This is a genomic window from Frigoribacterium sp. CFBP 8754, assembly GCF_014841815.1.
GTDB lineage: Bacteria > Actinomycetota > Actinomycetes > Actinomycetales > Microbacteriaceae > Frigoribacterium > Frigoribacterium endophyticum.
In genome coordinates, this window is sequence record NZ_JACYUO010000002.1 from 284,376 (window position 1) to 306,309 (window position 21,934).

Below are 21,934 nucleotides of genomic sequence, written 5' to 3' on the forward strand. Positions count from 1 at the left end.
CGCCCGTAGGCTGGGCCGCGTGACCAGTGCACTGCTGACCGACCGGTACGAGATCACCATGGTGGAGGCGGCCCTGCGGGCCGGCACCGCCCACCGCGAGAGCGTCTTCGAGCTCTTCGCGCGACGGCTGCCGGAGGGGCGGCGCTACGGCGTCGTGGCCGGCACGGGGCGCTTCCTCGCCGAGCTCGCGCGGTTCCGCTTCGGCGACGCCGAGCTCGAGTGGCTGCGCGAGGGCCGCATCGTCGACGGCCCGACGCTCGACTGGCTCGCCGACTACCGGTTCTCGGGCACGATCCGCGGCTACGCCGAGGGCGAGGTCTACCTCCCCGGCTCGCCCCTGCTCGTGGTCGAGTCGACCTTCGCCGAGGGCGTGCTGCTCGAGACCCTGGCCCTCAGCGTCTTCAACTACGACTCGGCCGTGGCCAGCGCGGCCGCCCGGATGGTCTCCGCCGCGGACGGACGCCCCCTCGCCGAGATGGGCTCGCGCCGCACCGGCGAGCGGAGCGCCGTCGCCGCCGCGCGCGCGGCGTACATCGCGGGCTTCGGCGCGACGAGCAACCTGGAGGCCGGCCGCACCTGGGGCGTCCCGACGATGGGCACGGCCGCCCACGCCTTCACTCTGCTGCACGACTCCGAGGAGGACGCCTTCCGGGCGCAGGTCGCGACCCTCGGCCCGGGCACCACCCTGCTCGTCGACACCTACGACATCGAGGCCGCCGTCCGCACCGCCGTCGAGGTGGCGGGCACCGGCCTCGGGGCCGTCCGCATCGACAGCGGAGACCTGCCCTCGCTGGTGGCCCAGGTGCGCCGCCAGCTCGACGACCTCGGTGCCACCGGCACCCGAATCACGGTGACGAACGACCTCGACGAGTACACGATCGCCGCCCTCCGCGCCGCACCGGTCGACAGCTACGGCGTCGGCACGTCGGTCGTCTCCGGCTCGGGCCACCCCGCAGCCGGGATGGTCTTCAAGCTCGTCGCCCGGCAGGACGACGACGGCCGGTGGGTGTCGGTCGCCAAGAAGTCGGCCGACAAGGCCACGGTCGGCGGCCGCAAGTCGCCGGTGCGCACCCTGACGTCGGGAGTCGCGCAGCAGGAGGTCGTCCGTGTCGACGACGCCGAGCCCCGTGAGGGCGAGCGCGCGCTCCTGGTCGACCTCGTCGTCGACGGGGTGGTCGACGACCGGTGGCTGGGCGAGGCGGGCACCCGACGGGCGAGGGAGCACCGGGAGGCGGCGGTCGCGGAGCTGCCCGCGGGCGCCTTCCGGCTGGGTCGCGGCGAGCCCGTCCTGCCGACCGTCTACGAGTGAGGCGGTGAGGGCTACTCGCCCTTCATCTTCTCGTAGATCTCCTTGCAGGTCGGGCAGACGGGGAACTTCTCCGGGTCGCGCCCCGGGGTCCACTTCTTGCCGCAGAGCGCCTTGACGGGCTTGCCGCTCAGCGCCGACTCCATGATCTTGTCCTTCTTCACGTAGTGCGAGAAGCGCTCGTGGTCGCCCGGGTCGATCGCCTCCTCGTTGAGGAGCTTCTCGAGCTCGCGATCGAGGACGTCGAGGCCACCGCCGGTTTCCGTGTTGCTCATGGCGACCATCGTACGTCGAGGCGACTCAGCTGCGCAGCGTGAAGGCGAGCAGCTCCGGTGCGCGCCGGGCGAACACCCGCGCACCGACGACGACGCCCACGACCAGCGCGACGAGGCCCACGCCGAGGCCCGCCGCGAACGACCAGGCACCCGCCGGCTCGACGCCGGCGAGCAGGTGACGCCCGGCGAACCAGAACGCGGGGCCGGTGAGCAGCAGGGCCCCGCCGATCATCGTGACCTGGGCGGTGACGGCCGCCCCGCCGTTCGCCTGCGGCTGCTGGAACGGGTCGTCGTGCGGGCGCACCGCGGGGTACGGCATGGCGGCCGACACGACGCTCGACAGGCCGAGGCCGCTCAGCAGCAGCCCGGCACTGACGCCGAGCTCGGGCAGCAGGGCCGTCCAGTCGCCGAAGCCCCAGACCGCGACGAGCGAGCCCACCACGACCAGGGGCACGCCGAGCATCAGCGGGGGCGCGAGCCTCCCCACCCGGTCGGCGAGGCCCCGGGTGTCGGCCGCGACGTGCAGCCACAAGGCCGTGCTGTCGTAGGCGACGTCGTTGTGGGGCAGGAACCCGAGGATGAGGCACATCAGGGGCACGGGCACGAGCGCGAGCCAGTTCCAGCTGACGCCCGCGATGCCGAGCGGCAGCACGAGCAGCGGCAGGATGGGCAGGATCACGAGCGACATGCGGTAGCGGGCGTCACGCGCCCAGTAGGTGAGGCTGCGGGCCGCCACCGCCCCGGTGGGGCTCGCGACGACGAAGTCGAACCAGCCGAGGCTGGCCGCCTCGTCGGCCACGTCGGGCTCGGGCTGGTCGACGAAGGCCCGGGCCACGAGGAGGCGCCAGGCCAGCCACAGCAGCGCCAGCGTCAGCAGCGCCACGGCAAGGTCGGCGACGACCCGCCCCGTCTCGCCGGCGGCCGCGTGGCCCGGCAGCGCGAGCGCGGCGCCGAACGGCGTCCACGCCAGCGAGTCGGCCACGACGCCCGTTCCCGACGCCCCGGGGAGGGACGCTCGGACGAGGTCGACGACCAGCGGCACGAGCAGCAGCGCCAGCACGACGCCGCCCGCGGCGAGGAACTGCCGCGACCGCTTCGTGGTCAGCACCACGGTGTTCACCGTCGAGGCGACGAGCAGCAGGCCGCAGGCCGTGAGCCCGGCCAGGACGGCGGCGACGACGGCCAGGCCGGCGACGTCGGCGCCGGAGTCCCACGACCGCACGTAGCCGGTCGACAGCACGAGCAGCGCGAGGGTCGGCAGGCCGACCAGGGAGCCCAGGGCGAGCCCGGCGGCGGCCGGCCCCTCCGGGACGCCCAGGACGGCCAGGCGGCGAGGGTCGCTCCAGGCCGGCCGGACGGTCGCGAACGGCACCACGGCGAAGCCGAGCATCAGCAGCGACCCGCCGCCCACGACGAGGGCCCGTGTGTCGGAGAGGGGGGAGTCGCGGAGGCTGCCGACGAGGCCGGCCAGCGCGAGCGAGACGAGGAGGACGAGGAGGACCGAGACCACGGAGATCGTGAGGCGACGGGGGCCGAAGCGCACCGTGTTCGCGATCGTCTGCAGCCTCAGTCGGAGAAGCTCTGCAACCATTCCATGCCCTCCGTGACGGCGCGGCCGCCCGCGATCTCGACGAAGGCCTGCTCGAGCGACCGGCCCGCGCGGACCTCCTCGACGCTGCCGCTCGCCAGCACGTGGCCGTCGACGATGACCGCGACGCAGTCGCAGATGCGCTCGACGAGGTCCATGCTGTGGCTCGAGAGCAGGACCGTCCCGCCGCCGGCGACGTACCGCTGGAGCACGTCGGTGACGGTCGCCGCCGACACGGGGTCGACGGACTCGAAGGGCTCGTCGAGCACGAGCACCCGCGGCGAGTGGATGACCGCCGCCGCCAGCGCGATCTTCTTCGTCATGCCGACGGAGTAGTCGCTCACGAGGCGGCCGAGGGCGTCCTGCAGCCCGAACGCCGTCGCGAGGTCCGCCGACCGCTTGCGGGCCGTGGCGCCGTCGAGGCCCCGGAGGGTCGCGGAGTAGTAGAGGAGCTGCGCGCCGGTGAGCCGGTCGAACAGCCGGAGGCGGTCGGGCAGCACGCCGAGGGCGCGCTTGGCGGCGGCGGGGTCGCTCCACACGTCGGCGCCGAGGACGGTGACGCTGCCCTCGTCGGGGCGGAGGAGCCCGGTGACGATCGAGAGGGTCGTGGTCTTGCCGGCGCCGTTGGGGCCGACGATGCCGTAGAAGGAGCCGGCGCGCACCTCGAGGTCGACGCCCTCGACGGCGACGGTGCCCCCGTAGCGCTTGCCGACGCCCTTGATCGAGAGCACGACGGGGCGCTCGTCGGGGTCCGCCGCGGGCACCTCGTCGGCACGGGCGCCCGTCTCGGCGTCGGCGTCGGTCTCGGCGTCGGCGACCGTCTCGGCGTCGGACACGGGAGAGGCGCCGTCGACGTCCGGCTCCGGCTCGGTCGTGAGGTCCTGCTCGGGCTCGGGCTCGACGGCGGGCTCGAGCTCGGGCTCGACGATGGGCTCTGGCTCCGGCTCGGACTCGGGCTCGACGGCGGGCTCCGGCTCCGGCTCGACGACGGGCTCGGGCTGGGCGTCGACCTCCGGCTCCGTCTCGACGACGGCCGTCTCCGCGGCTCGCGCCGCCACCGCGTCGTCCGCCCGGGCTGCGGCCTCGGCCTCCGCCTCCGCCTCGGCGGCCTCGGCCGCCGCGGCCGCGGCAGCCGCGGCGGCGCGGGCGCGAGCGTTCGCGGCCCTCGTCGCGGCGGCCTTCTTCGCCGCCGCCGACCGGTCGGCGGCGGTCCGCGTCGACGCCGGCTTGCGCTTCGCGGCGGGTCGGGCCGTCCGCGCAGCGGCGGCGGCGGCGGGGCGCTCGGCCGTGCCCGCCCCCGGCGTCGTGGCCTCCCCCGAGGCCTCGGCCCGCGCCTCCCCCGGCTCGTCGCCGGTCGTCACGTCGTCGCTCATGTCGTCCCCCCGGGGCAGCTCGGCGGCCCGTCCGCTCACGGTGGAGTCGGCATCGGCGACGTCGTCCTGATCGTCGCGCGCGAGGGCCATGTGCCCACCGTACCAACGCCCCGGTGCCCCGGCGGCCCGGCGGCGCGCATCACGGAACGGTCACGACTCGGGCTCCACGAGACGCCGGACGGGGTCTGCCGGTAGTCTGTGCCGAGCACGATGACGTGTCCAGATCGAAGCTCCGCGGTGAACACCGCTCGAACACGAGACGAGGATCGACGCCCGGGACGGGCCCGATCCCCACCGGCGGGGCACCGGGAGAACGGCGACCAGTCCGCTCTCGCCCCCTCCGTCGCCAGATCACCGCCGACGGGGCAGACGCCAAGGAGACCCCGTGACCACGAACGCCTCGAGCAAGAACAGCAGCAGCGACCGCGCCGCCGAGCTCGCGACCCAGCAGGTCGTCATCCTCGCCGCCGGCCTCGGCAGCCGCCTCGGCCGCTCGCTGCCCAAGTCGCTCACCGAGCTGAGCGACGGCCGCACCATCATGCAGCAGCAGTTCGAGAACATCCACGCCGCCTTCGGCCCCCGTGCGCGCGTCACCGTGGTCGTCGGGTACAAGTTCGAGCACATCGTCGAGGCCTTCCCGCACGCGTCGTTCGTCTACAACGAGCAGTACGACCAGACCAACACCTCGAAGAGCCTCATGCGTGCGCTCCGCGCGAGCTCGGCGGGCGGCGTCCTGTGGATGAACGGCGACGTCGTCTTCGACCCCGAGGCGCTCCGCCGTGCCGCGCGGCTCGTCCGCGACGACCAGTCGTTCGTGACGGTCAACACCTCCAAGGTCTCCGACGAGGAGGTCAAGTACACGACCGACGCCGAGGGCTACATCGCCGAGCTCTCGAAGCAGGTCAAGCACGGCCTCGGCGAGGCCGTCGGCATCAACTACGTCTCCCGGGCCGACAAGCCCGCCCTGCTGCGCCAGCTCGGCAAGGTCGACGCCCAGGACTACTTCGAGCGCGGCATCGAACTGGCCATCGACCAGGACGGGCTACTCTTTGAGCCCGTGGACATCTCCGACCTCTACGCCGTCGAGGTCGACTTCGCGGAGGACCTCGAGCGCGCGAACCTGTTCGTCTGACCGTCAGCCCGACTGACCACCAGCACGTCGGGCGACCTGGCCGTCGAGGCTCGCCCTGCCCCCCGAGGTGTCCCTGACCGCAGAGGACACCCGTGAGCACAGCCCAGGCCGAGCGCCCTCGGCGATCGTCGTCGGCGCGCTACCGCCAGACCCTGTGGCTCCTCACGAGCCGTGACCTGAAGGTCCGGTACAGCACCTCGGCTCTGGGCTACGTGTGGTCGATCCTCGACCCGCTGGTCATGGCGGGGATCTACTTCTTCGTCTTCCAGGTGGTGTTCCGCCGGTCGGTGGGCGACGACCCCTACATCGTCTTCCTCCTCAGCGGCCTCCTGCCGTGGATGTGGTTCACCGGGGCGGTCTCCGACAGCACCCGCGCGTTCCTCCGCGAGGCGAAGCTCGTGCGGTCCACGAAGATCCCCCGGACGATCTGGGTGCTCCGCCTGGTCGCCTCGAAGGGCATCGAGTTCGCCCTCAGCCTGCCCGTCCTCGCGCTCTTCGCCGTCCTCGGCGGCGCCCAGCTGCACTGGCAGGTCGTGTTCTTCCCGGTCGCCATGGCCCTGCAGGCGGTCCTCGTCGCCGGAGTGGGCCTCCTCGTCGCCCCCCTCGTGGTCTTCTTCCGAGACCTCGAGCGCGCGACGAAGCTCGCCCTGCGCTTCCTGTTCTACGCGTCGCCGATCATCTACGGCACCCGTGACCTGCCCGAGAGCCTCCACCTCCTCGCGGCCTTCAACCCGCTGAGCGGCATCTTCGGGCTGTACCGCTCCGCGTTCTTCCCCGAGCAGCTCGACCTGACGGAGGCCCTCGTCGGCGCCGGCATGTGCTTCCTGCTCCTCGCTGTCGGGCTCGCGGTCTTCCGCTCGAGCGAGCGCGCCGTCCTGAAGGAGATCTGATGACCTCGAGCACGCGGCCGGGGCGGGCGACCGTCGAGGAGGGCGACGCCCCCGTCATCCGGGTCGACGACGTCGGCATCCGGTTCCGCCGCAACAAGCGCGGCCGCCGGTCGTTCAAGGACCTCTTCTCCGACAGCAGCCGCCGGTCGCGCCCCGGAGAGTTCTGGGCGCTCCGCGGCGTCAGCTTCACCGTGCAGCGGGGCGAGGCGATCGGGGTCGTCGGGCGGAACGGGCAGGGCAAGTCCACGCTGCTGAAGCTCGTGGCGGAGGTGATCCTCCCCGACACCGGCACCGTCTCGGTCGTCGGCGGGGTGGCCCCGCTGATCGAGATCACGGGCGGGTTCGTCGCCGACCTGACGGTCCGCGACAACGTCTACCTGACAGCCGGCCTGCACGGCATGAGCCGGGCCGAGATCGACGAGCGCTTCGACGAGATCATCGACTTCGCCGAGATCTCCGCCTTCGTCGACACCCCCTACAAGCACCTCTCCAGCGGCATGAAGGTGCGCATCGCCTTCTCCGTCATCTCCCGGCTCGACGAGCCGGTCATCCTGGTCGACGAGGTCCTGGCGGTGGGCGACAAGGCGTTCCGCGAGAAGTGCTACGCACGCATAGAAGAGATGCTCGCCGACGGCCGGACCCTCTTCCTCGTCTCGCACAACGAGCGGGACCTCAAGCGCTTCTGCTCGAGGGGCCTGTACCTCGACGGCGGTCGGCTCGTCCTCGACGGCCCCCTCGACGAGGCGCTGGCCCGGTACGCCTCCGACCACCCTCCCCGCCCGGCGGCGTAGGCTCCAGCGATGCCCGACCAGACCGTGCCCGAGACCCCGCAGCCGCTCCCGCCCGTCCCGTCCGACGTCGTCGCCGAGGCCGACGGGTCCGGTCCGTTCACCGAGACGCCGTGGCTCCGGCGCCTCGACGCGGTCCTCGCGGTGCAGCGGCCGGTGGCGGTCGCCCACGTGCGACGGCTCCGTCGTCGTCACCCGAAGGCGACGCCCGAGAAGCTCGTGCGGATGCTCGAGCGCGAGTACCTGACCGCCGTCACGGCGGGCGGGGCCGCGGTCGGTGCCAGCGCGGTCGTCCCCGGCATCGGCTGGGGCATCTCCCTGGCGCTCTCCGGCGTCGAGACCGCGGGCTTCCTCGAGGCCAGCGCCCTGTTCTCCCAGTCCGTGACGGAGGTGCACGGCATCGCCCTGACCGACCCCGACCGGGCCCGTGCCCTCGTCATGGCGATGCTGCTCGGGGCACCGGGGGCGTCGCTCGTGCGTCAGTTCGCCGGCGAAGCCCTGGGCACCGCGCCGGCCCGCACGGCGTTCTGGGGCGAGCTCGTGACCCAGAAGCTGCCCAAGACCGCCATCGACGGCCTCATGGGCAAGGTGCGGAAGCAGTTCGTCCGCCGCTTCGCCGCCTCGCAGGGCGCCAGCATCCTCGGCCGCGCCGCACCGTTCGGCATCGGAGCCGTCGTGGGAGGCGCGGGCAACCACGCGCTCGGACGCAAGGTCGTGCAGAGCGCCAGGACGGCCTTCGGGCCGGCACCCGCCGCCTTCCCCCTCGACATCCACAGCTAGCCACCCCGTCCGTCGCCGCCGTCCCTCCCCACGGACCCGTCGCCCACAGGCTGACCGCACGAGTGTCGGCGGGACGACCTACGGTCACGCCATGGACACCACGACCGCCTACCCCGTCCCCCTCGCCGTCGACCGCTCTCGTGGCCCGCGGGTGCAGCGTCTCCTCAACGTGGGCGACGAGCCCCTGCTCGACCTCCGGGTGACGCTGCTCGACACCGGCCTCCTCGTGCCCGTGGCGACCTCGCGGCTCGAGCCCGGCGGCTCGATGAGCGTCAGCGTCATCGGCCCGGAGCTCGAGCGGCGGGGCATCGCCGTCGTCCGCTGGTTCCGCCCCGGCGGAGACGAGTACCTCTGGCGCTTCAGCTTCTGACGGTCGCCGAGGTCAGCGGCCCGAGCGGGCTCGTCGCTCGGCGACGTACTCGGCCGCGGTGAAGGTCTCGATCACGGGCGGCAGGTGCTCCGCGCTCATCCCCGTGACGAAGGTCGCCGGGTCGACGCCCAGCACGACGGCCAGGCGCACGATCGTGTGCAGCACGGGGTTGCCGACCCCTCGCTCGATCTTGCCGTAGTTCGACACGTTCATGCCGGCGAGGTGCGCCACCTCGTCCTGGCTGAGCCCCAGGCGCTGGCGCTCCTGGCGGACTCGATCGCCGAAGAGGTGGGCGGCGGGCGACGAGGGCTCAGGCATGCATCATGAGTACGCGTCCTGCGCACAGAACTCCAGATGCCGTGCCGCCCGGGCATGCATCACCGGTGACTGGATGCCCTAGAGGCCGTCGTCGCCGGTGTCCGACGGATCCGCCTCCTCGACGGCACGCGGGGGCTGGGGGTCCCGCGCGGCGTACTCGTCGCGCCGGGCCACGAGACGGGCGACCGCGGCCTCGAACCGCTGCGTCGCCGCCCCGGGGGCCGTGTCGCCGAAGTGGTGCCGCACCCAGTGCTGCAGGCGCCCCTGCGCCTCCGGGTCCGCCTGGACCCTGTCCAGGACCTCCACCACCTGCGACGCGTCGTCCGCGGTCAACCACTCCGCCGAGCCGAGGTAGCCCCGCTCGTCGACGTCCGCCAGCGGCGACGTGGGGCGGGTGACCACGAGGGGCCGACCGGTCGCCAGGCGGTCGTAGACCATCGCCGAGATGTCGCTGACGGCGACGTCGGCGACCGCGAGCTGCCAGCCGAGCTCCCCCCCGGCGTCGTAGACGTGCTGGGCCGTCGGATCGGCGGCGTTGGCCGCCGCCACGGCGGCGACGATCTCCTCGTGAGCCCGCCGGTAGTCGCGGTCCACGACACCGCTCCGCGGGTGCGGGCGGTAGATGACCCGGTGGCGGCCGCTGGCCAGCAGCGCCGGCACGAGCCGTGTGCCGTGGCTGGCGATGGAGCCGTAGGCCGCGGCCGCCCGGTCGCCCTCCCAGGTCGGCGCGTAGAGCACCACGGTGCGGTCGTCGGGCGAGAAGGGCACGTCGCCCGCCGTGTGGTCGGCCTGGGGCCGGCCGACCGGGACGGCCCTCGCGTCGAGGTCGTAGTCCCAGAGGGCCGCGGCGAGGCGTTCCCGCGCGGCGTCGCCGGCCACGAAGGCGTAGTCGTACGCCTTGAACTGGTTCGTGGTCATGTACATCTTGTCGCTCTCGCCGTGGTTGACGAAGACGTGCCACATGCGCCCGTAGCGCATCATCTGGAAGTTCTTGGCGTTCTGGTTGACGTAGAGCGTGACGGCCAGCGGGTGCGCCTCCACGAAGGCCTCCAGGTCGGCCACCTGGCGGGCGTACACCACCGGGACGGGCGACTCCTCCATCAGCGCGAGCATGGCCCCCGGCGACCGGGAGACGATGGCCACCGGGAAGGTCTCGGCGAGGTGCGCGAGCGGCGCGTACCACTGGCGGATCTGGTACATGTTCACGGACGTGTCCGCGAAGTAGACGGCGACCCTGACGGAGCCGGGCTCCGGCGCGCGACGGATCCGCTCGCGGTCGAGCCGCTCGAGTCGCCGCCGCTGCTGGCGCGAGCGGAACGCCCGACGGGCGAGTCCGCGGGCGAGTGAGAGATCTCGTCTCAGGGGCACGAGGTCGTCCTCCGATCGGTGGCGGTCCGGGCGGGGTGCCGACCGGGCTGATCCAGGCTAGATCACCGGCGGCCGACCCGCCCTCGCCATCCGGGCCACGGCGGCCCACCCGATCGAGCGGCGCCCGCCCGGGCTCGTGCGCCAGCCCTCGGCCCAGCCGCCGAACCACTGGCCGAGACGGACGGGCGTGCGGGCCCAGCGCAGCACCTGGACGATCGTCCACGAGGCCACGTAGACGGGCACGAGCGGCCACGGGAGGTTGCGCTTCGCCAGCCACACCCGGTTGCGGGCGTTCAGGCGGTGGTACTCGGCGTGACGGGCCGGGTCGATGGCGGGGTGGTGGGCGACCAGGTCGCCGTCGTAGCGCACGCGGAGGCCCTGCGCCCAGACGCGCCAGGCGAGCTCGATGCCCTCGTGGGCGTAGAAGTACGGCTCGCCCCAGCCGCCGCAGGCGTCGAAGACGTCGCGGGGCAGGAGCGTCGCGCCCTCCCAGACCGAGAAGACGTCGCCGCTGTCGGTGGGCTCGCCCTTGCGGATGCGCGGGATCCACCGGCGAGGCGACGTCGCCCCTGCAGGGTCGACGACCCGGGGCTGGAGGAGCCCGACGTCGCCCTCGCGGCGCACCACGGCGATCGCGTCGGCGAGGAACGTCGGCGAGGGGAGGGAGGCGTCGTCGTCGAGGAAGAAGATCCAGTCCCCTGAGACCTCCTCGGCGCCGCGGTTGCGGCCGGCGGGGATGCCCACGTTGTCGGGCAGCGCGAGCACGGCGACCCCGTCGGGCACGGGCCCCGGCCCGCCGCCGTTGCCGACGCAGACGACGTCGAGCTCGACGCCCTCCTGCCGGAGGAGCGACGTGAGCCCCGCCGTCAGGTCGGCCGGCCGTCGGCCCTGCGTGAGGCTGACGACCCCGACCCGGGGCAGGCCGGCCGCGCCGGCGCTCAGGACCTGACCCGCTTCGAGGCCATGATCGCGACGAAGTGCCCGACGAGCGCGAGCACCGAGAGCGGCAGCAGCACGGCGACGAGCACACGGTCAGCGCCCAGCGGGTCGCCCACGACCAGCCCGACGACGGCCGCCAGGACGGCCAGCATCGTCAGCTCGACCGAGTGGTAGAGCCGGTGGAACGGCACGAACCTCGCCGCCGAGCGGAGCCGGGCGAGGAGCCGGCCGGAGGGCACCGTGGCGCCGCCCCGCTTGTCGGCCAGGCGGTCGAGGCCCGCGGCCGCCCGGGCGACGTGGACCATGTCGTTGAGCGCCTTGTTCAGCACCACGACGAGAGCGAGCGCGCACCCGAGCGTGGTCCAGAGGTAGTCGGCGGGCGCGTCGAAGGGCCAGCCCGCGGCCCGCACCCCCAGCACGACGGGGATGAGCGCCTCGGTGGAGTAGTGGCCGACCTTGTCGAGGAAGACACCCGCCGGCGAGCTCGTGCCGCGCCAGCGCGCGACCTCGCCATCGCAGCAGTCGACCAGCATCTGCAGCTGGCCGAGCACCAGGGCGAGCATCGCGCCGCCGATGCCGGGCACCAGGAGGGCCGCCGCCGTGGCCCAGCCGGTCAGGATCATCAAGCCGGTCACGCCGTTCGCCGTGACGCTCGTCCGCAGCAGCCACCACGTCAGGTACGGCGACACGTCACGCAGGTACAGCGACGCCGTCCAGTGCTCGGCGTTGGCGCGGCTGCGCACCTCGGGGGGCTGGGCGACGCGGCGGAGCTCGTCGATGGAGGTCGGCCTCGTGGGCAGCGAGGTCATGGCGCGGCTACCTCCCGGTGTGAGCGGTGATGTTCTTCGTGAGCGACAGGAAGCCGAAGACGAAGCCGGATCCCCAGCCGAAGTGGATGGAGGGCAAGACTACGAGAAACCACAGCCGCGTGCGGAGGCTCTCGCCGCGCGCGGCGAGCACGGCCGCCGCGACCACGAAGAGCAGGTAGGCCCCCGGGGCCACGAAGCCGAGCAGCGCCCAGGCCCACGGGCTGCCCACGACCGCGCCGACCACGCCGACCAGGCCCACCACGAGGCCGACTCCCGCACCGACGACCATGGCCGGCGGCACGAGGTAGCGCAGCGTGTTCGCCTTCGGGAACCGCCGGGCGAGCTCGCCGCGCCAGAGCCCGGTCGCGACGAACTGCCGGACGAGCTTGCGGAGGCTCGGCCGGGGCCGGTAGGTCACGACGAGCTCCGGCGTGAACCAGACCGTTCCTCCGGTCGCCCGCAGCCGTCGGTTGAGCTCCCAGTCCTGGCCGCGCTTGACGTCCTCGTCGAAGAGGCCGACCTCGAGCAGGCGGGAGCGCACGAAGACGCCGAGGTAGGCGGTCTCGGCCGGCCCCTCCGCGCCTCCGACGTGGTGGGGGGTGCCCCCGAGGCCGACCCGGCTGCCGTACGCGCGCGCCACCGCCCGTTCGAAGGGGGTGCGCCCCTCGGCGAGCATGATGCCGCCCACGTTGTCGGCCCCGCTGCGCTGCAGGGCCGCGACCGCGAGCCGCGTGTACTCGGGGGGCAGGACGGAGTGCGCGTCGACGCGGACGGTGACGGGGTGCACCGAGGCCCGGATGGCGACGTTGAGGCCGGCCGGCGTCGAGCCGACCGGGTTGGGGATGCTCCGGATGCGCGGGTCGGCCGCCGACATCTCGGCGACGACCTCGTCGGTGCGGTCGACGCTCGGCCCGAGGGCGAGCAGCACCTCGAAGGGGCCCTGGTAGTCCTGCGCGACGAGGCTCTCGACGGCGGCGCGGATCTCCGCCTCCTCGTTGAGCACGGGCATCACGTACGAGACACCGGGGAGGGGCGTGTCGGGCAGTGCCATGGTGTCGGGCCTCGGGCTCACGGCGCTGGGCGCACGGTCGGGGACGGGGGATGCCGCCGGCATCCCCGCGAGCTTACCAACAGGCGAGGGCGGGCCCGGGAGCCCCGGGCCCGCCCTCGCGGCGTGCTGTCGCGGCGTGCTGTCGCGGCGTGCGCCGCGCTCGGCCTCAGCTCGTGAGCGTGCCGAGCGTGACGGAGGCGGTGGCCGACTTCCCGTCACGGACGTACGTGAGGTCGGCGGTGCTGCCGCCCGCCAGGAAGCGCACCTGCGCGGTGATGTCCGTGCGGCTGGTGACCGGCACGCCGTTGAACTCCGTGACGACGTCGCCCTTGCGCAGGCCCGCCGCCTCGGCGGCTCCCCCGCTGCTGATCTCCACGATCACCGCTCCGACGCGGTCGGCGCCCTGCACGTTCGCGGCGTCGTCGACGCTCGCCCCGAGGAGGCCGTGCGACGCCGAGCCGTTGGCGATGATCTCGTCGGAGACGCGCTTGACGAGGTTCGACGGCACGGAGAAGCCGACGCCGATGCTGCCCGACGACTCGCCCGAGCTCGCGATCGCGACGTTGAGGCCGATCAGCTCGCCCTGCGCGTCGAGCAGCGCGCCGCCCGAGTTGCCGGGGTTGATCGAGGCGTCGGTCTGGATGACGGGCAGCGAGATGACGCTGCTCGCCTGGTTCTGCGTGCTGCCGTCGCCGTTGTTGAACGAGAACGGGCCCTGGCCGTTGTTGTCGTTCTGCTGGCCCTCGTCGGAGCCGTCGGTCGGGGCGGCCGACGACTGGACCGTGATGCTGCGGTTGAGGGTCGACACGATGCCGTCCGTGACCGTGTTCGAGAGCCCGAGCGGGGCACCGATGGCCACCGCGGTGTCGCCGACGTTGAGCTTCGACGAGTCGGCGAAGGTGATGGGGGTGAGGCCCGTGGCGTCGATCTTGAGGACGGCGAGGTCGACGGTCGGGTCGAGGCCGACCACGGTGGCCGGCAGGATGCGGCCGTCGCTCAGGGTGACCGAGATCGTGCCGGAGGCGCTGGCGCCGTCGAGCGTGACCACGTGCGTGTTCGTGACGAGGTAGCCGTCGTCGGAGACGATGACTCCGGAGCCGGTGCCGCCCGACTGGCCGGCCGTCACGTTGATGGTGACCACCGACTCCGTCGCCTTCGCGGCCACGGCGGTGATCGCCGTCGCGTCGGCGTAGTCGTTGACGGTCAGGTCGCGGGACTGTCCGACGACCGTGGAGCTGCCGCCGCCGGCCACCGCGCCGCCGACGACGCCGCCGAGGGCCCCGCCGCCGATCAGGCCGACCGCGAGGGCCGCCGCGACGACGCCCCGGCCACGGCGAGGCTTCTTCTCCGTCGGCGCGGGTGCCGCCCAGGTGCCCTGCGGCTGCCCGTCGGCGGTCGGCCACCCGGCCTGCGGGGCCGTCTGCTGGTCGTGCCAGCCGGCCGTCTGCGGGTGGTCGCCGGCCTGGGCGTAGCCGGGCTGCTGGTAGCTGCCGGGCTGCTGGTACGAGGCAGGCTGCTGGTAGCTGCCGGGCTGCTGGTACGACGCGGGCTGCTGGTACGACGCGGGCTGCTGGTAGCTGCCGGGCTGCTGGTACGACGCGGGCTGCTGGTAGCTGCCGGGCTGCTGGTACGACCCGGGCTGCTGGTAGGACGGCTGCTGCCCGCCTGCCTGCTGCTGAGACGCCTCCTCCTCGGCCAGCGACCTCGGGGCGCTCCCCGGCAGGGGCGGCGCACCGAAGCTGACCCGTGGCTCGTCGCCCTGCCCACGAGGGGCCTCGGACGGGTCGCGCGGCGTGACCGGCTCCGGGGGGCGGGTGGCGTCGTCGGAGTCGTCGGTGCCTCGGGGGGTGTCGTTCATGGTCGCGGTGCTCCTTCCAAGCCCCGCTAGCCTGGTCCCTCTGCCTGTGGGGAACATATGGCGAGCCTGAGCGGGTCCTGCGGCCACGGTATGCGCCCGCCGCGCGTCGGGTCCGCGCCCGTCACCGGACGACGCGGGGCTGGCCGGTGTGGCGGGCGGCGGCTACGGTGTCGGGACCATGACTGCACCAGCCCCCTGGCAGCGCGTCGCCCGCGGCGCCCGGCTGCTCGACGACGACGGCCGGCTCGCCACCACGATCTTCGCCGAGATGTCCGCCCTGGCCGCCGCGACGGGAGCGATCAACCTCGGGCAGGGCTTCCCCGACGAGGACGGTCCGCGCGAGGTGCTCGACGCCGCGCACGCGGCCCTCGACGCCGGCCTGAACCAGTACCCGCCCGGGCGCGGCGTGCCCGTGCTGCTCGAGGCGGTCGCGGAGCACCAGGCACGGTTCTACGGCCTGCAGCTCGACCCCGCCCGCGAGGTCCTCGTGACGGCCGGCGCCACGGAGGCCCTGGCCGCGACCCTGCTCGCCCTCGTCGACGAGGGCGACGAGGTGCTCACCCTCGAGCCCTTCTACGACGCCTACGGCGCGGTCATCGGCCTCACGAAGGCGACCCACCGGACGGTCCCGCTCCGGGGCACGGACTTCCGCGTCGACCACGACGAGCTCCGGGCCGCCTTCTCCGACGCCACGGCGGTCGTCCTCGTGAACGACCCGCACAACCCGACGGGCAGCGTGCTCGACGACGAGACCCGTCAGCTGCTCGTCGACCTGGCGATCCGCCACGACGCCGTGATCGTCACCGACGAGGTCTACGAGCACATGCTCTTCGACGGCCGCCGCCACGTCCCGATCGCGACGCTGCCGGGCGCTGCCGACCGCACGGTCACCATCTCCAGCGCGGGCAAGACGTTCAGCGTCACGGGCTGGAAGATCGGCTGGGCGACCGGGCCCGCCGAGCTGCTGACGCGCATCCTCACCGTCAAGCAGTACCTCACCTACGTCAACGGGTCGGTCTTCCAGCCGGCCGTCGCGGTCGGCCTCGGCCTGCCCGACTCCTACTTCGCGGGCCTCGCCGACAGCCTGCAGCGACGCCGCGACCTCCTCACGGAGGGGCTGACGGCCGCCGGCTTCGGGGTGTCGCCCTCGAGCGGCTCGTACTTCGTGGTGGCCGACTCCCGCGCGCTCGGCTTCGACGACGCGGCGCAGCTCGCCCGTCGGCTGCCCGAGCTCGCCGGGGTCGTCGCCGTGCCCGTGAGCGCCTTCTGCGGGCCGGAGCTCGCCCGCGAGCACTCGTCGCTGCTCAGGTTCGCCTTCTGCAAGACGACCGCGGTGCTGGAGCGCGCCGGCGACCAGCTCGCCCGCCTGCGGACCTAGTCGACCGGGGCGCTCGCGTCTCCCTCGCGGAGGGCGGTCTCCCGGCGCGCGAGCTCGCGACCGGCCTCGCGCAGCCACGGCTCCGGCCGGGCGGACGACTCGGCTGCTCCGCCGGCGAGCCCGGCGAGCTCCACGACGGCGTCAAACGAGCCGGTCTCCGTGGCCACGGACCCCGCGACGAGGGCGGTGCGCACCCCGGCCCGGGCGGCCTCCGAGCAGACCCAGGAGACGACCTTGCCCTCGGCGGTCTGGGCGTCGTACCGGCCCTCCCCCGTGACGACGACGTCCGCGGTCTCGACGAAGGAGCGGGCGTCGACGGCCTCCGCGACCGCCTCGGCACCGGACTCGAGGACGGCTCCCCAGAGCAGCAGGCCGAAGCCCGTGCCCCCGGCGGCCCCCGCGCCCGGGGTGGCCGGGTCGACGTCGACCAGCGACGCGAACGAGGCCAGCGCCGCCTCGAGCGCGAGCTCGTCGTCGGGGCCCGCGCCCTTCTGCGGCCCGAAGACGGCGGCCGAGCCCCTCGGCCCCAAGAGCGGGCTGCGGACGTCGGTCAGGCCGACGACGCCGTCGACCGGCAGGGCGCGGAGCCCGCTGAGGTCGAGCCGCGACGCCGCGGCGAGGCCGTGGGCCCCGTCGACGACGGGCTCCCCCAGGGAGTCGAGGAGGCGCGCGCCGAGCTCGGTCAGCATCCCCGCGCCGCCGTCGGTGGAGGCGCTGCCGCCGAGCGCGACGAGCACACGTCGCGCCCCGGCGTCGAGGGCGGCAGCGACGACTCGACCCAGCCCGCGGGTGTGGGCGTCGTACGGCTGGGGATGCGTCAGCAGGCCGAGGCCGCTCGCCGCGGCGAGCTCCACGACGGCCACCGCGCCCGGCAGCAGCAGCCAGGACGCCGTGACGGGCCGCCCGTCGGGCCCGGGGACGGAGAGCTCGTGCCGCACCGCACCCGGCACGGCCGACTCGAACGCGTCGAGGGTGCCCTCTCCCCCGTCGGCGAGCGGCAGGAGGCGCACGACGTCGTCGGGGCGGACCTCCCGCCAGCCCTGCGCGAGGGCGGCGGCGGCGGGCGCCGCGGCGATCGTGCCCTTGAAGGAGTCCGGGGCGACGACGACGGAGAGGGGCGACTGCATGTGCACACAGTGACACGTCCCGGCGCCCGCGGCGAGGGCGGCGTCGGCGACGGTGCCGACGTCGACGACGGAAGGGACCGCGAGGCCTGCCACACCGGCCTCCGGCAGGCCGCGACCCGTGCGGCGGGAACGACGAAAGCCCTGGTCAGGAGACCAGGGCTTTCGTGTGTGTCGCGTTCTCTGTTGCGGGGGCAGGATTTGAACCTACGACCTCTGGGTTATGAGCCCAGCGAGCTACCGAACTGCTCCACCCCGCGGCACAAGAAGAAACATTACCAGGCGATCTGCGACCTGTCCAATCGGCACGACCACCGACCCCGAGCCGCCGCCTGCAGGACGACCGACCGCCCCTCGACCGGGGTCGAGGGGCGGTGGTCGTCACCGGTGCAGCGGTCGGCGCTACTGGCCGGCGGTCGCGGCCTCGCTCGCGGTCACCGCGGCCTCGAGCGCGGTCTGGAGGCGCTCGTCGGCCTCGGCCGCGGCCACCAGGTCGTTCGACTGGTACGCCGCGCTGCGGTCCTCGAGGGCGGACTGCGCGTCGGCGAGGGCCTGGTCGAGCTGCGAGTTGCCCGTCGCGCCCGTGCCGGCGCCGGCACCGGCGTCCGGGGCGTCGCCCGCACCCGTGTCACCCGTGTCGCCCGTGCTGGTGTCGCCCTCCGGCACGCCCTCGTCGCCCGCCTGGGCGCCGGAGTTGCCGCCGAAGAGCGAGTCGAGCGCTCCGTTGAGGGTGTCCTCGAAGGCGATCTTCTCGCCGAACGAGACGAGCACCTTCTGCAGCACGGGGTACGACGTCTCGCTGTTCGACTTCACGTAGATCGGCTGCACGTACAGCAGGCCGCCTCCCACCGGCAGCGTGAGCAGGTTGCCCCGCACGACGCTGGTGTCGCCCCGGGTGAGCAGCGCCAGCTGGTTCGCCACGGCCGTGTCGGTGTTGAAGTTGTTCTGCACCTGGCCCGGGCCGGGGACGGTGTCCGTCTTGGGCAGGGTCAGCAGCGAGAGCTTGCCGTAGTCGGGCGAGATCTCGCCGGGCGTCGTGCCCGCGTCGGCGTTCGCGGCCAGGTACCCGGTCAACACGTTCCGCGCGTTCTCCCCCGACTGCTGGGGGATGTACGTCGAGTAGATCGAGAACGCCGGGTCCTGGTCGGGCAGCTGCAGGGTCAGGTAGTACGGCGGCTGCAGCGGCGGGTTCGCCGTGTTGCTCGTCGGCTCGTTCGGGGTCACCCACGCGTCGTCGCTCGAGTAGAACGAGTCGGCGTCGGTCACGTGGTAGGTGCCGAGGATGGCGCGCTGCACCTTGAACATGTCCTGCGGGTAGCGGACGTGCTGCATCAGGTCGACGGACATGTCGCTCAGCGGCTTCGTCGTGGACGGGAAGATCTTCTGCCACGTCTTCAGGATCGGGTCCTCGGTGTCCCACGCGAAGAGGTCGACCGACCCGTCGTAGGCGTCCACGGTCGCCTTGACCGAGTTGCGGATGTAGTTGATCTCGTTCGACGCGTAGACCGGTCGCTCGGTGTAGGTGTCGGCGATCGCGTCCGACAGGGCCTGCGGCTTCGAGTAGGGGTACTCCGGGGTCGTCGTGTAGGCGTCGACGATCCACTTCACCCTCCCGTCGACGACGGCCGGGTACGGCGCGCTGTCGATGGTGAGGTACGGAGCGACCTTCTGCACCCGCTGGGCCGGGTCGCGGTCGTAGAGGATCTGCGACTGGTCGTTGACCGCGTCGGAGAGGAACACCTGCTCCGACTGGAACTTGATCGCGTAGATCAGCTTCTTGAACGCGCTGTCGAGCTTCGGCCCGCCGTCGCCCTCGAAGGTCGTGGTCTGGTTCGTGCCGTTGTCGTTCGCGCCCGAGGGGTAGTCGAGCTCGATGTCGTCGCCGCCGTCGCCGCCGACGATCGAGTAGTCGGGCGACTCCTGGCCGAAGTAGATGCGCGGCTCGTAGCTGTCCGAGTCGCCGAGGGCGCCCGTCACCGGGATGCCCGACTCGAGGAAGACGGGCTGGCCGTCGGCCGAGCGCTGGTTGCCGTAGGCCGCCACGACGCCGTAGCCGTGCGTGTAGACGAACGTCGTGTTGTACGGGGTCGCCGAGTTGCCGAGCTGGTCCGTGTTGAGCTCGCGCACCGCGATGACGGTGTCCTGCTGCTGGCCGTCGATCGTGTAGCGGTCGACGGAGAGCTGCTCGGGGAAGCTGTAGTACTGGCGGTACTGCTGCAGCTGGGCGAAGGCGTCGGTGACGAGCGCCGGGTCGATGATGCGGATGTTCGCGGTCGTGACCGCGTCGCCGGCGAGCGCGCCCGCCTCGGCGTCGCTCTGCGCGTCGTAGGACTGCTCCTCGACGTCGGCCACCCCGTACGCCTCCCGGGTGGCGTCGATGTTCCGCTCGATGTAGGTCGACTCGACCGTCCGCTCGCTCGGCTCGACCTGGAACCGCTGGACGATCCAGGGGTAGATGCCGCCGACGATGATGCTGATGATGATCAGCGCCGCGGTGCCGATGACGGAGAGGCGCCACTTGCCCACGACCGCGGTGACGATGAAGAGGATCGCCACGACCGCCGCGGCGAGCGCGAGGATCTGCTTGCCGGGGATGCCCGCGGCGACGTCGGTGTAGGTGGCGCCGGTGACGAGCTTGTTCGTGCCGTCGGTGAGCGTCGCGTACTGGTCGAGCCAGAGGCTGAGGCCCTGGAGGGCCAGGTAGAGCGCGGCGGTGACGGCCAGCTGGATGCGCGCCACGCGGGAGATGCGCACGTCACGGCCCGAGAAGCGCAGCGCCCCGTAGAGGTAGCTCGTGGCCAGGGCCGCCAGGCCCGCGATGAGGACGACGGCCGACGCGAAGCCGACGGCGCCCTGGTAGAAGGGCAGCTCGAAGACGTAGAAGCCCACGTCGAGGCCGAACTGCGGGTCGGTCTCGCCGAAGGAGGTGCGGTTCAGCCACTGCAGGGTGACCTGCCAGCGCGTCGAGGTCGCGATGCCCGCGAACAGCCCGAGCACGATCGGCACGCCGAGCACCACGACGCGGCGGAGGGGCTCGATGACCTGCTGGTAGCGGTCGAGCTGCGAGTTGAGCTTCGCGTAGACGGGGCGGAACCGGAACGCCACGTCGATGCTGACCCAGACCGGGACGGCCATGGCGACGAAGCCCACGAGGAACATCACCGCGCCCGCGATCCACTGCGTCGTCAGCACGTTCGCGAACCCGAGCTGGTCGTACCAGAGGTAGTCCGTCAGCAGCGACGAGAAGATGAAGAACGCGATGACGAGGGCGGCGAGGATCGCCACCGTCACGAGGACCGGCGCTCGGGGCGAACGTCGCGGGGTGCGCGACGATGCAGGTGACGTCAAGAGGGTGCTCCTGGCTCAGGGGACGTGGACGGCCATCCTACGTGTCGAGCCTGACCGTTCCACCGTGCCCGCGCCTCCTCGCAGGGAGCTGTGCAGGGGCCCTCAGCCGGCCGTGCAGGTGGGCAGCGAGGCGGTGTCTCCCCCGTCGGCCACGGTCTCGAGCGCCGTCACGGCGTCGTCGAGGGTGGCGACCGCGTAGACGTCGAGGCCGGAGGGCACGTGGCCGACGACCTCGTCGCAGTTGCTGGCCGGCGCGAGGAAGACCGACGCCCCCGCGTCGCGGGCTCCGTACAGCTTCTGGCGGATGCCCCCGATCGGCCCGACGGTGCCCGAGGCCGTGATGGTGCCCGTGCCCGCGACCGTCTCGCCGCCGTTGAGCTCGCCGGGCGTCGTCTTGTCGATGATCCCGAGGGCGAACATCATGCCCGCGCTCGGGCCGCCGACCTTGTCGAGACGGAGCGTCACGTCGAAGGGGAACTCGTAGTCGACGCTCACGCCGACGCCCAGGAGCGGCGTGCCCTGCACCTCCTGCGGGGTGACCTGCTCGATCACCTGCTGACCGTCGCGCTCGACGACGACGTCGGCGGGGCCGTCGGCCCCGTGGTCGGCGACCACGGCGCGGAGGGCGTCGACGTCGCCGTTGGTCGTGAGGTCGACGCCGTCCACGCTGACGACGACGTCGCCCTCGCGGAGCACGCCCGCCGACGGTCCGTCGTCGGAGACCTGGCTGACCGTGACGGTGCTGGGCACCTGGTACCCCTCGTGCACGAGGGCGGCCGCGACGGCGGACTTCTGGGAGTTCTGCATGTCGACGGCGTTCTGCTCGTCGACCTGCTCGTTCGAGACGCCGGAGGGGTAGATCGCCTCGACCGGCACGACGGCCCGGCTCGGCGAGAACCAGGCCTGGACGACGTCGAGCCAGCTGGGCCGGTTCGCGACGTCGCCGCGCACGCTGACGGTCAGCAGGTCGAGCGACCCGGCCGTCGGGTACGTCTCGGCGCCCTCGACGGTGATGAGCGGCTCGCTCTCGCCCTCGTAGTCGGCGCTGCCGAGGGTGTCGAAGACGGGGCCCGGCTGCTCGATCAGGTAGGGCGAGGGGAGGAAGGTGAGCGCGAGCCCGGCGACCAGGGCCACGACGAGCAGCCACCACCCGAGGGCGGCACGACGACGGGGCTGCTCGACGGGTCGAGCCGGGGGCGTGAACATGGCCACGGACGGTCCTTTCGGTGTTCGCCACGG

At 73.1% G+C, this 21,934-nt stretch carries 19 protein-coding genes and 1 tRNA gene; 7 read left to right on the forward strand and 13 right to left on the reverse strand.

Going from position 1 to position 21,934, the window contains the following annotated elements:
• Positions 1-58 precede the first annotated feature (58 nt).
• Entirely contained in the window at positions 59-1,309 is a 1,251-nt protein-coding gene (locus IFT72_RS07865) for a nicotinate phosphoribosyltransferase (protein WP_244634353.1), read from the forward strand.
• 11 nt (positions 1,310-1,320) lie between these two features.
• Here the strand turns inward: IFT72_RS07865 and IFT72_RS07870 are convergent, their stop codons facing one another.
• From IFT72_RS07870 to IFT72_RS15975, 3 genes are read right to left on the reverse strand one after another with little or no spacing between them, the layout of a single operon-like run.
• Positions 1,321-1,581, reverse strand: coding sequence for a DUF3039 domain-containing protein (locus IFT72_RS07870; protein WP_156370054.1), 261 nt, complete (start codon positions 1,579-1,581; stop codon positions 1,321-1,323).
• A gap of 25 nt (positions 1,582-1,606) precedes the next feature.
• Complete coding sequence (locus IFT72_RS07875) at positions 1,607-3,172, reverse strand: ABC transporter permease (RefSeq protein ID WP_192046082.1); 1,566 nt, start codon at positions 3,170-3,172, stop codon at positions 1,607-1,609.
• Positions 3,148-4,632 carry an ABC transporter ATP-binding protein gene (locus tag IFT72_RS15975; protein WP_244634311.1) on the reverse strand — a complete coding sequence of 495 codons (1,485 nt, stop codon included), beginning with the start codon at positions 4,630-4,632 and terminating at the stop codon, positions 3,148-3,150. The genes IFT72_RS07875 and IFT72_RS15975 overlap by 25 nt, the downstream gene beginning before the upstream one ends.
• A gap of 367 nt (positions 4,633-4,999) precedes the next feature.
• Here IFT72_RS15975 and IFT72_RS07885 point away from each other — a divergent pair, with 367 nt between their 5' ends.
• The 5 genes from IFT72_RS07885 (at position 5,000) to IFT72_RS07905 (ending at position 8,502) form a co-directional block, all read left to right on the forward strand.
• Entirely contained in the window at positions 5,000-5,674 is a 675-nt protein-coding gene (locus tag IFT72_RS07885; RefSeq protein ID WP_056058840.1) for an NTP transferase domain-containing protein, read from the forward strand.
• A gap of 92 nt (positions 5,675-5,766) precedes the next feature.
• Positions 5,767-6,564 (forward strand): ABC transporter permease, encoded by a 798-nt coding sequence (locus IFT72_RS07890; RefSeq protein WP_056056527.1) that lies wholly within the window; start codon positions 5,767-5,769, stop codon positions 6,562-6,564.
• Positions 6,564-7,355 carry an ABC transporter ATP-binding protein gene (locus tag IFT72_RS07895; protein WP_056056528.1) on the forward strand — a complete coding sequence of 264 codons (792 nt, stop codon included), beginning with the start codon at positions 6,564-6,566 and terminating at the stop codon, positions 7,353-7,355. The genes IFT72_RS07890 and IFT72_RS07895 overlap by 1 nt, the downstream gene beginning before the upstream one ends.
• A gap of 9 nt (positions 7,356-7,364) precedes the next feature.
• Positions 7,365-8,132: a hypothetical protein gene (locus IFT72_RS07900; protein ID WP_192046083.1), complete on the forward strand. Its 768-nt coding sequence runs from the start codon at positions 7,365-7,367 to the stop codon at positions 8,130-8,132.
• A 91-nt stretch (positions 8,133-8,223) separates the two neighbouring features.
• Positions 8,224-8,502, forward strand: a complete 279-nt coding sequence (locus IFT72_RS07905) for a hypothetical protein (RefSeq protein WP_056056530.1) — start codon at positions 8,224-8,226, stop codon at positions 8,500-8,502.
• 12 nt (positions 8,503-8,514) lie between these two features.
• Here the strand turns inward: IFT72_RS07905 and IFT72_RS07910 are convergent, their stop codons facing one another.
• From IFT72_RS07910 to IFT72_RS07935, 6 genes are all read right to left on the reverse strand, one after another.
• Positions 8,515-8,820, reverse strand: a complete 306-nt coding sequence (locus IFT72_RS07910) for a helix-turn-helix domain-containing protein (RefSeq protein WP_185233271.1) — start codon at positions 8,818-8,820, stop codon at positions 8,515-8,517.
• Positions 8,821-8,898: 78 nt separating this feature from the next.
• The gene (locus IFT72_RS07915; RefSeq protein WP_371741216.1) at positions 8,899-10,188 is read right to left on the reverse strand and encodes a CDP-glycerol glycerophosphotransferase family protein; all 1,290 of its coding nucleotides are present in this window, start codon (positions 10,186-10,188) and stop codon (positions 8,899-8,901) included.
• Positions 10,189-10,245: 57 nt separating this feature from the next.
• Positions 10,246-11,130: a glycosyltransferase family 2 protein gene (locus IFT72_RS07920; RefSeq protein WP_056056533.1), complete on the reverse strand. Its 885-nt coding sequence runs from the start codon at positions 11,128-11,130 to the stop codon at positions 10,246-10,248.
• On the reverse strand, positions 11,127-11,936 hold the full coding sequence (locus IFT72_RS07925) for a CDP-alcohol phosphatidyltransferase family protein (protein ID WP_056056534.1): 810 nt from the start codon (positions 11,934-11,936) through the stop codon (positions 11,127-11,129). Before IFT72_RS07925 ends, IFT72_RS07920 begins: the two co-directional genes overlap by 4 nt.
• A gap of 7 nt (positions 11,937-11,943) precedes the next feature.
• A complete protein-coding gene (locus IFT72_RS07930; RefSeq protein ID WP_056056535.1) occupies positions 11,944-12,987 on the reverse strand; it encodes a glycosyltransferase family 2 protein in 1,044 nt (347 codons plus the stop codon).
• A gap of 166 nt (positions 12,988-13,153) precedes the next feature.
• A complete protein-coding gene (locus IFT72_RS07935; RefSeq protein ID WP_197981314.1) occupies positions 13,154-14,845 on the reverse strand; it encodes a S1C family serine protease in 1,692 nt (563 codons plus the stop codon).
• Positions 14,846-15,023: 178 nt separating this feature from the next.
• Between IFT72_RS07935 and IFT72_RS07940 the strand changes: the two genes are divergently transcribed.
• The gene (locus IFT72_RS07940; RefSeq protein WP_192046084.1) at positions 15,024-16,223 is read left to right on the forward strand and encodes an aminotransferase class I/II-fold pyridoxal phosphate-dependent enzyme; all 1,200 of its coding nucleotides are present in this window, start codon (positions 15,024-15,026) and stop codon (positions 16,221-16,223) included.
• Here IFT72_RS07940 and IFT72_RS07945 read toward each other — a convergent pair.
• The 4 genes from IFT72_RS07945 to IFT72_RS07960 all read right to left on the reverse strand — a co-directional run bounded on the left by IFT72_RS07945 (position 16,220) and on the right by IFT72_RS07960 (position 21,901).
• Positions 16,220-17,350 (reverse strand): glycerate kinase, encoded by a 1,131-nt coding sequence (locus tag IFT72_RS07945; RefSeq protein WP_192046085.1) that lies wholly within the window; start codon positions 17,348-17,350, stop codon positions 16,220-16,222. The genes IFT72_RS07940 and IFT72_RS07945 overlap by 4 nt on opposite strands.
• Before the next feature lie 183 nt (positions 17,351-17,533).
• Positions 17,534-17,607, reverse strand: a tRNA-Met gene (locus IFT72_RS07950).
• Positions 17,608-17,749: 142 nt separating this feature from the next.
• On the reverse strand, positions 17,750-20,695 hold the full coding sequence (locus tag IFT72_RS07955; protein WP_197981315.1) for a UPF0182 family protein: 2,946 nt from the start codon (positions 20,693-20,695) through the stop codon (positions 17,750-17,752).
• 102 nt (positions 20,696-20,797) lie between these two features.
• Positions 20,798-21,901, reverse strand: coding sequence for a PDZ domain-containing protein (locus IFT72_RS07960; RefSeq protein ID WP_192046351.1), 1,104 nt, complete (start codon positions 21,899-21,901; stop codon positions 20,798-20,800).
• Positions 21,902-21,934 lie beyond the last annotated feature (33 nt).

Bases quoted from the DNA above. Each gene is read 5' to 3' on its own strand.
- IFT72_RS07865 (WP_244634353.1), top strand. From the start codon at position 59: ATGGTGGAGGCGGCCCTGCGGGCCGGCACCGCCCACCGCGAGAGCGTC.
- IFT72_RS07905 (WP_056056530.1), top strand. From the start codon at position 8,224: ATGGACACCACGACCGCCTACCCCGTCCCCCTCGCCGTCGACCGCTCT.
- IFT72_RS07945 (WP_192046085.1), bottom strand. From the start codon at position 17,350: ATGCAGTCGCCCCTCTCCGTCGTCGTCGCCCCGGACTCCTTCAAGGGC.
- IFT72_RS15975 (WP_244634311.1), bottom strand. From the start codon at position 4,632: ATGGCCCTCGCGCGCGACGATCAGGACGACGTCGCCGATGCCGACTCC.
- IFT72_RS07925 (WP_056056534.1), bottom strand. From the start codon at position 11,936: ATGACCTCGCTGCCCACGAGGCCGACCTCCATCGACGAGCTCCGCCGC.
- IFT72_RS07875 (WP_192046082.1), bottom strand. From the start codon at position 3,172: ATGGTTGCAGAGCTTCTCCGACTGAGGCTGCAGACGATCGCGAACACG.
- IFT72_RS07960 (WP_192046351.1), bottom strand. From the start codon at position 21,901: ATGTTCACGCCCCCGGCTCGACCCGTCGAGCAGCCCCGTCGTCGTGCC.
- IFT72_RS07895 (WP_056056528.1), top strand. From the start codon at position 6,564: ATGACCTCGAGCACGCGGCCGGGGCGGGCGACCGTCGAGGAGGGCGAC.
- IFT72_RS07910 (WP_185233271.1), bottom strand. From the start codon at position 8,820: ATGCCTGAGCCCTCGTCGCCCGCCGCCCACCTCTTCGGCGATCGAGTC.
- IFT72_RS07935 (WP_197981314.1), bottom strand. From the start codon at position 14,845: ATGAACGACACCCCCCGAGGCACCGACGACTCCGACGACGCCACCCGC.
- IFT72_RS07940 (WP_192046084.1), top strand. From the start codon at position 15,024: ATGACTGCACCAGCCCCCTGGCAGCGCGTCGCCCGCGGCGCCCGGCTG.
- IFT72_RS07930 (WP_056056535.1), bottom strand. From the start codon at position 12,987: ATGGCACTGCCCGACACGCCCCTCCCCGGTGTCTCGTACGTGATGCCC.
- IFT72_RS07870 (WP_156370054.1), bottom strand. From the start codon at position 1,581: ATGAGCAACACGGAAACCGGCGGTGGCCTCGACGTCCTCGATCGCGAG.
- IFT72_RS07900 (WP_192046083.1), top strand. From the start codon at position 7,365: ATGCCCGACCAGACCGTGCCCGAGACCCCGCAGCCGCTCCCGCCCGTC.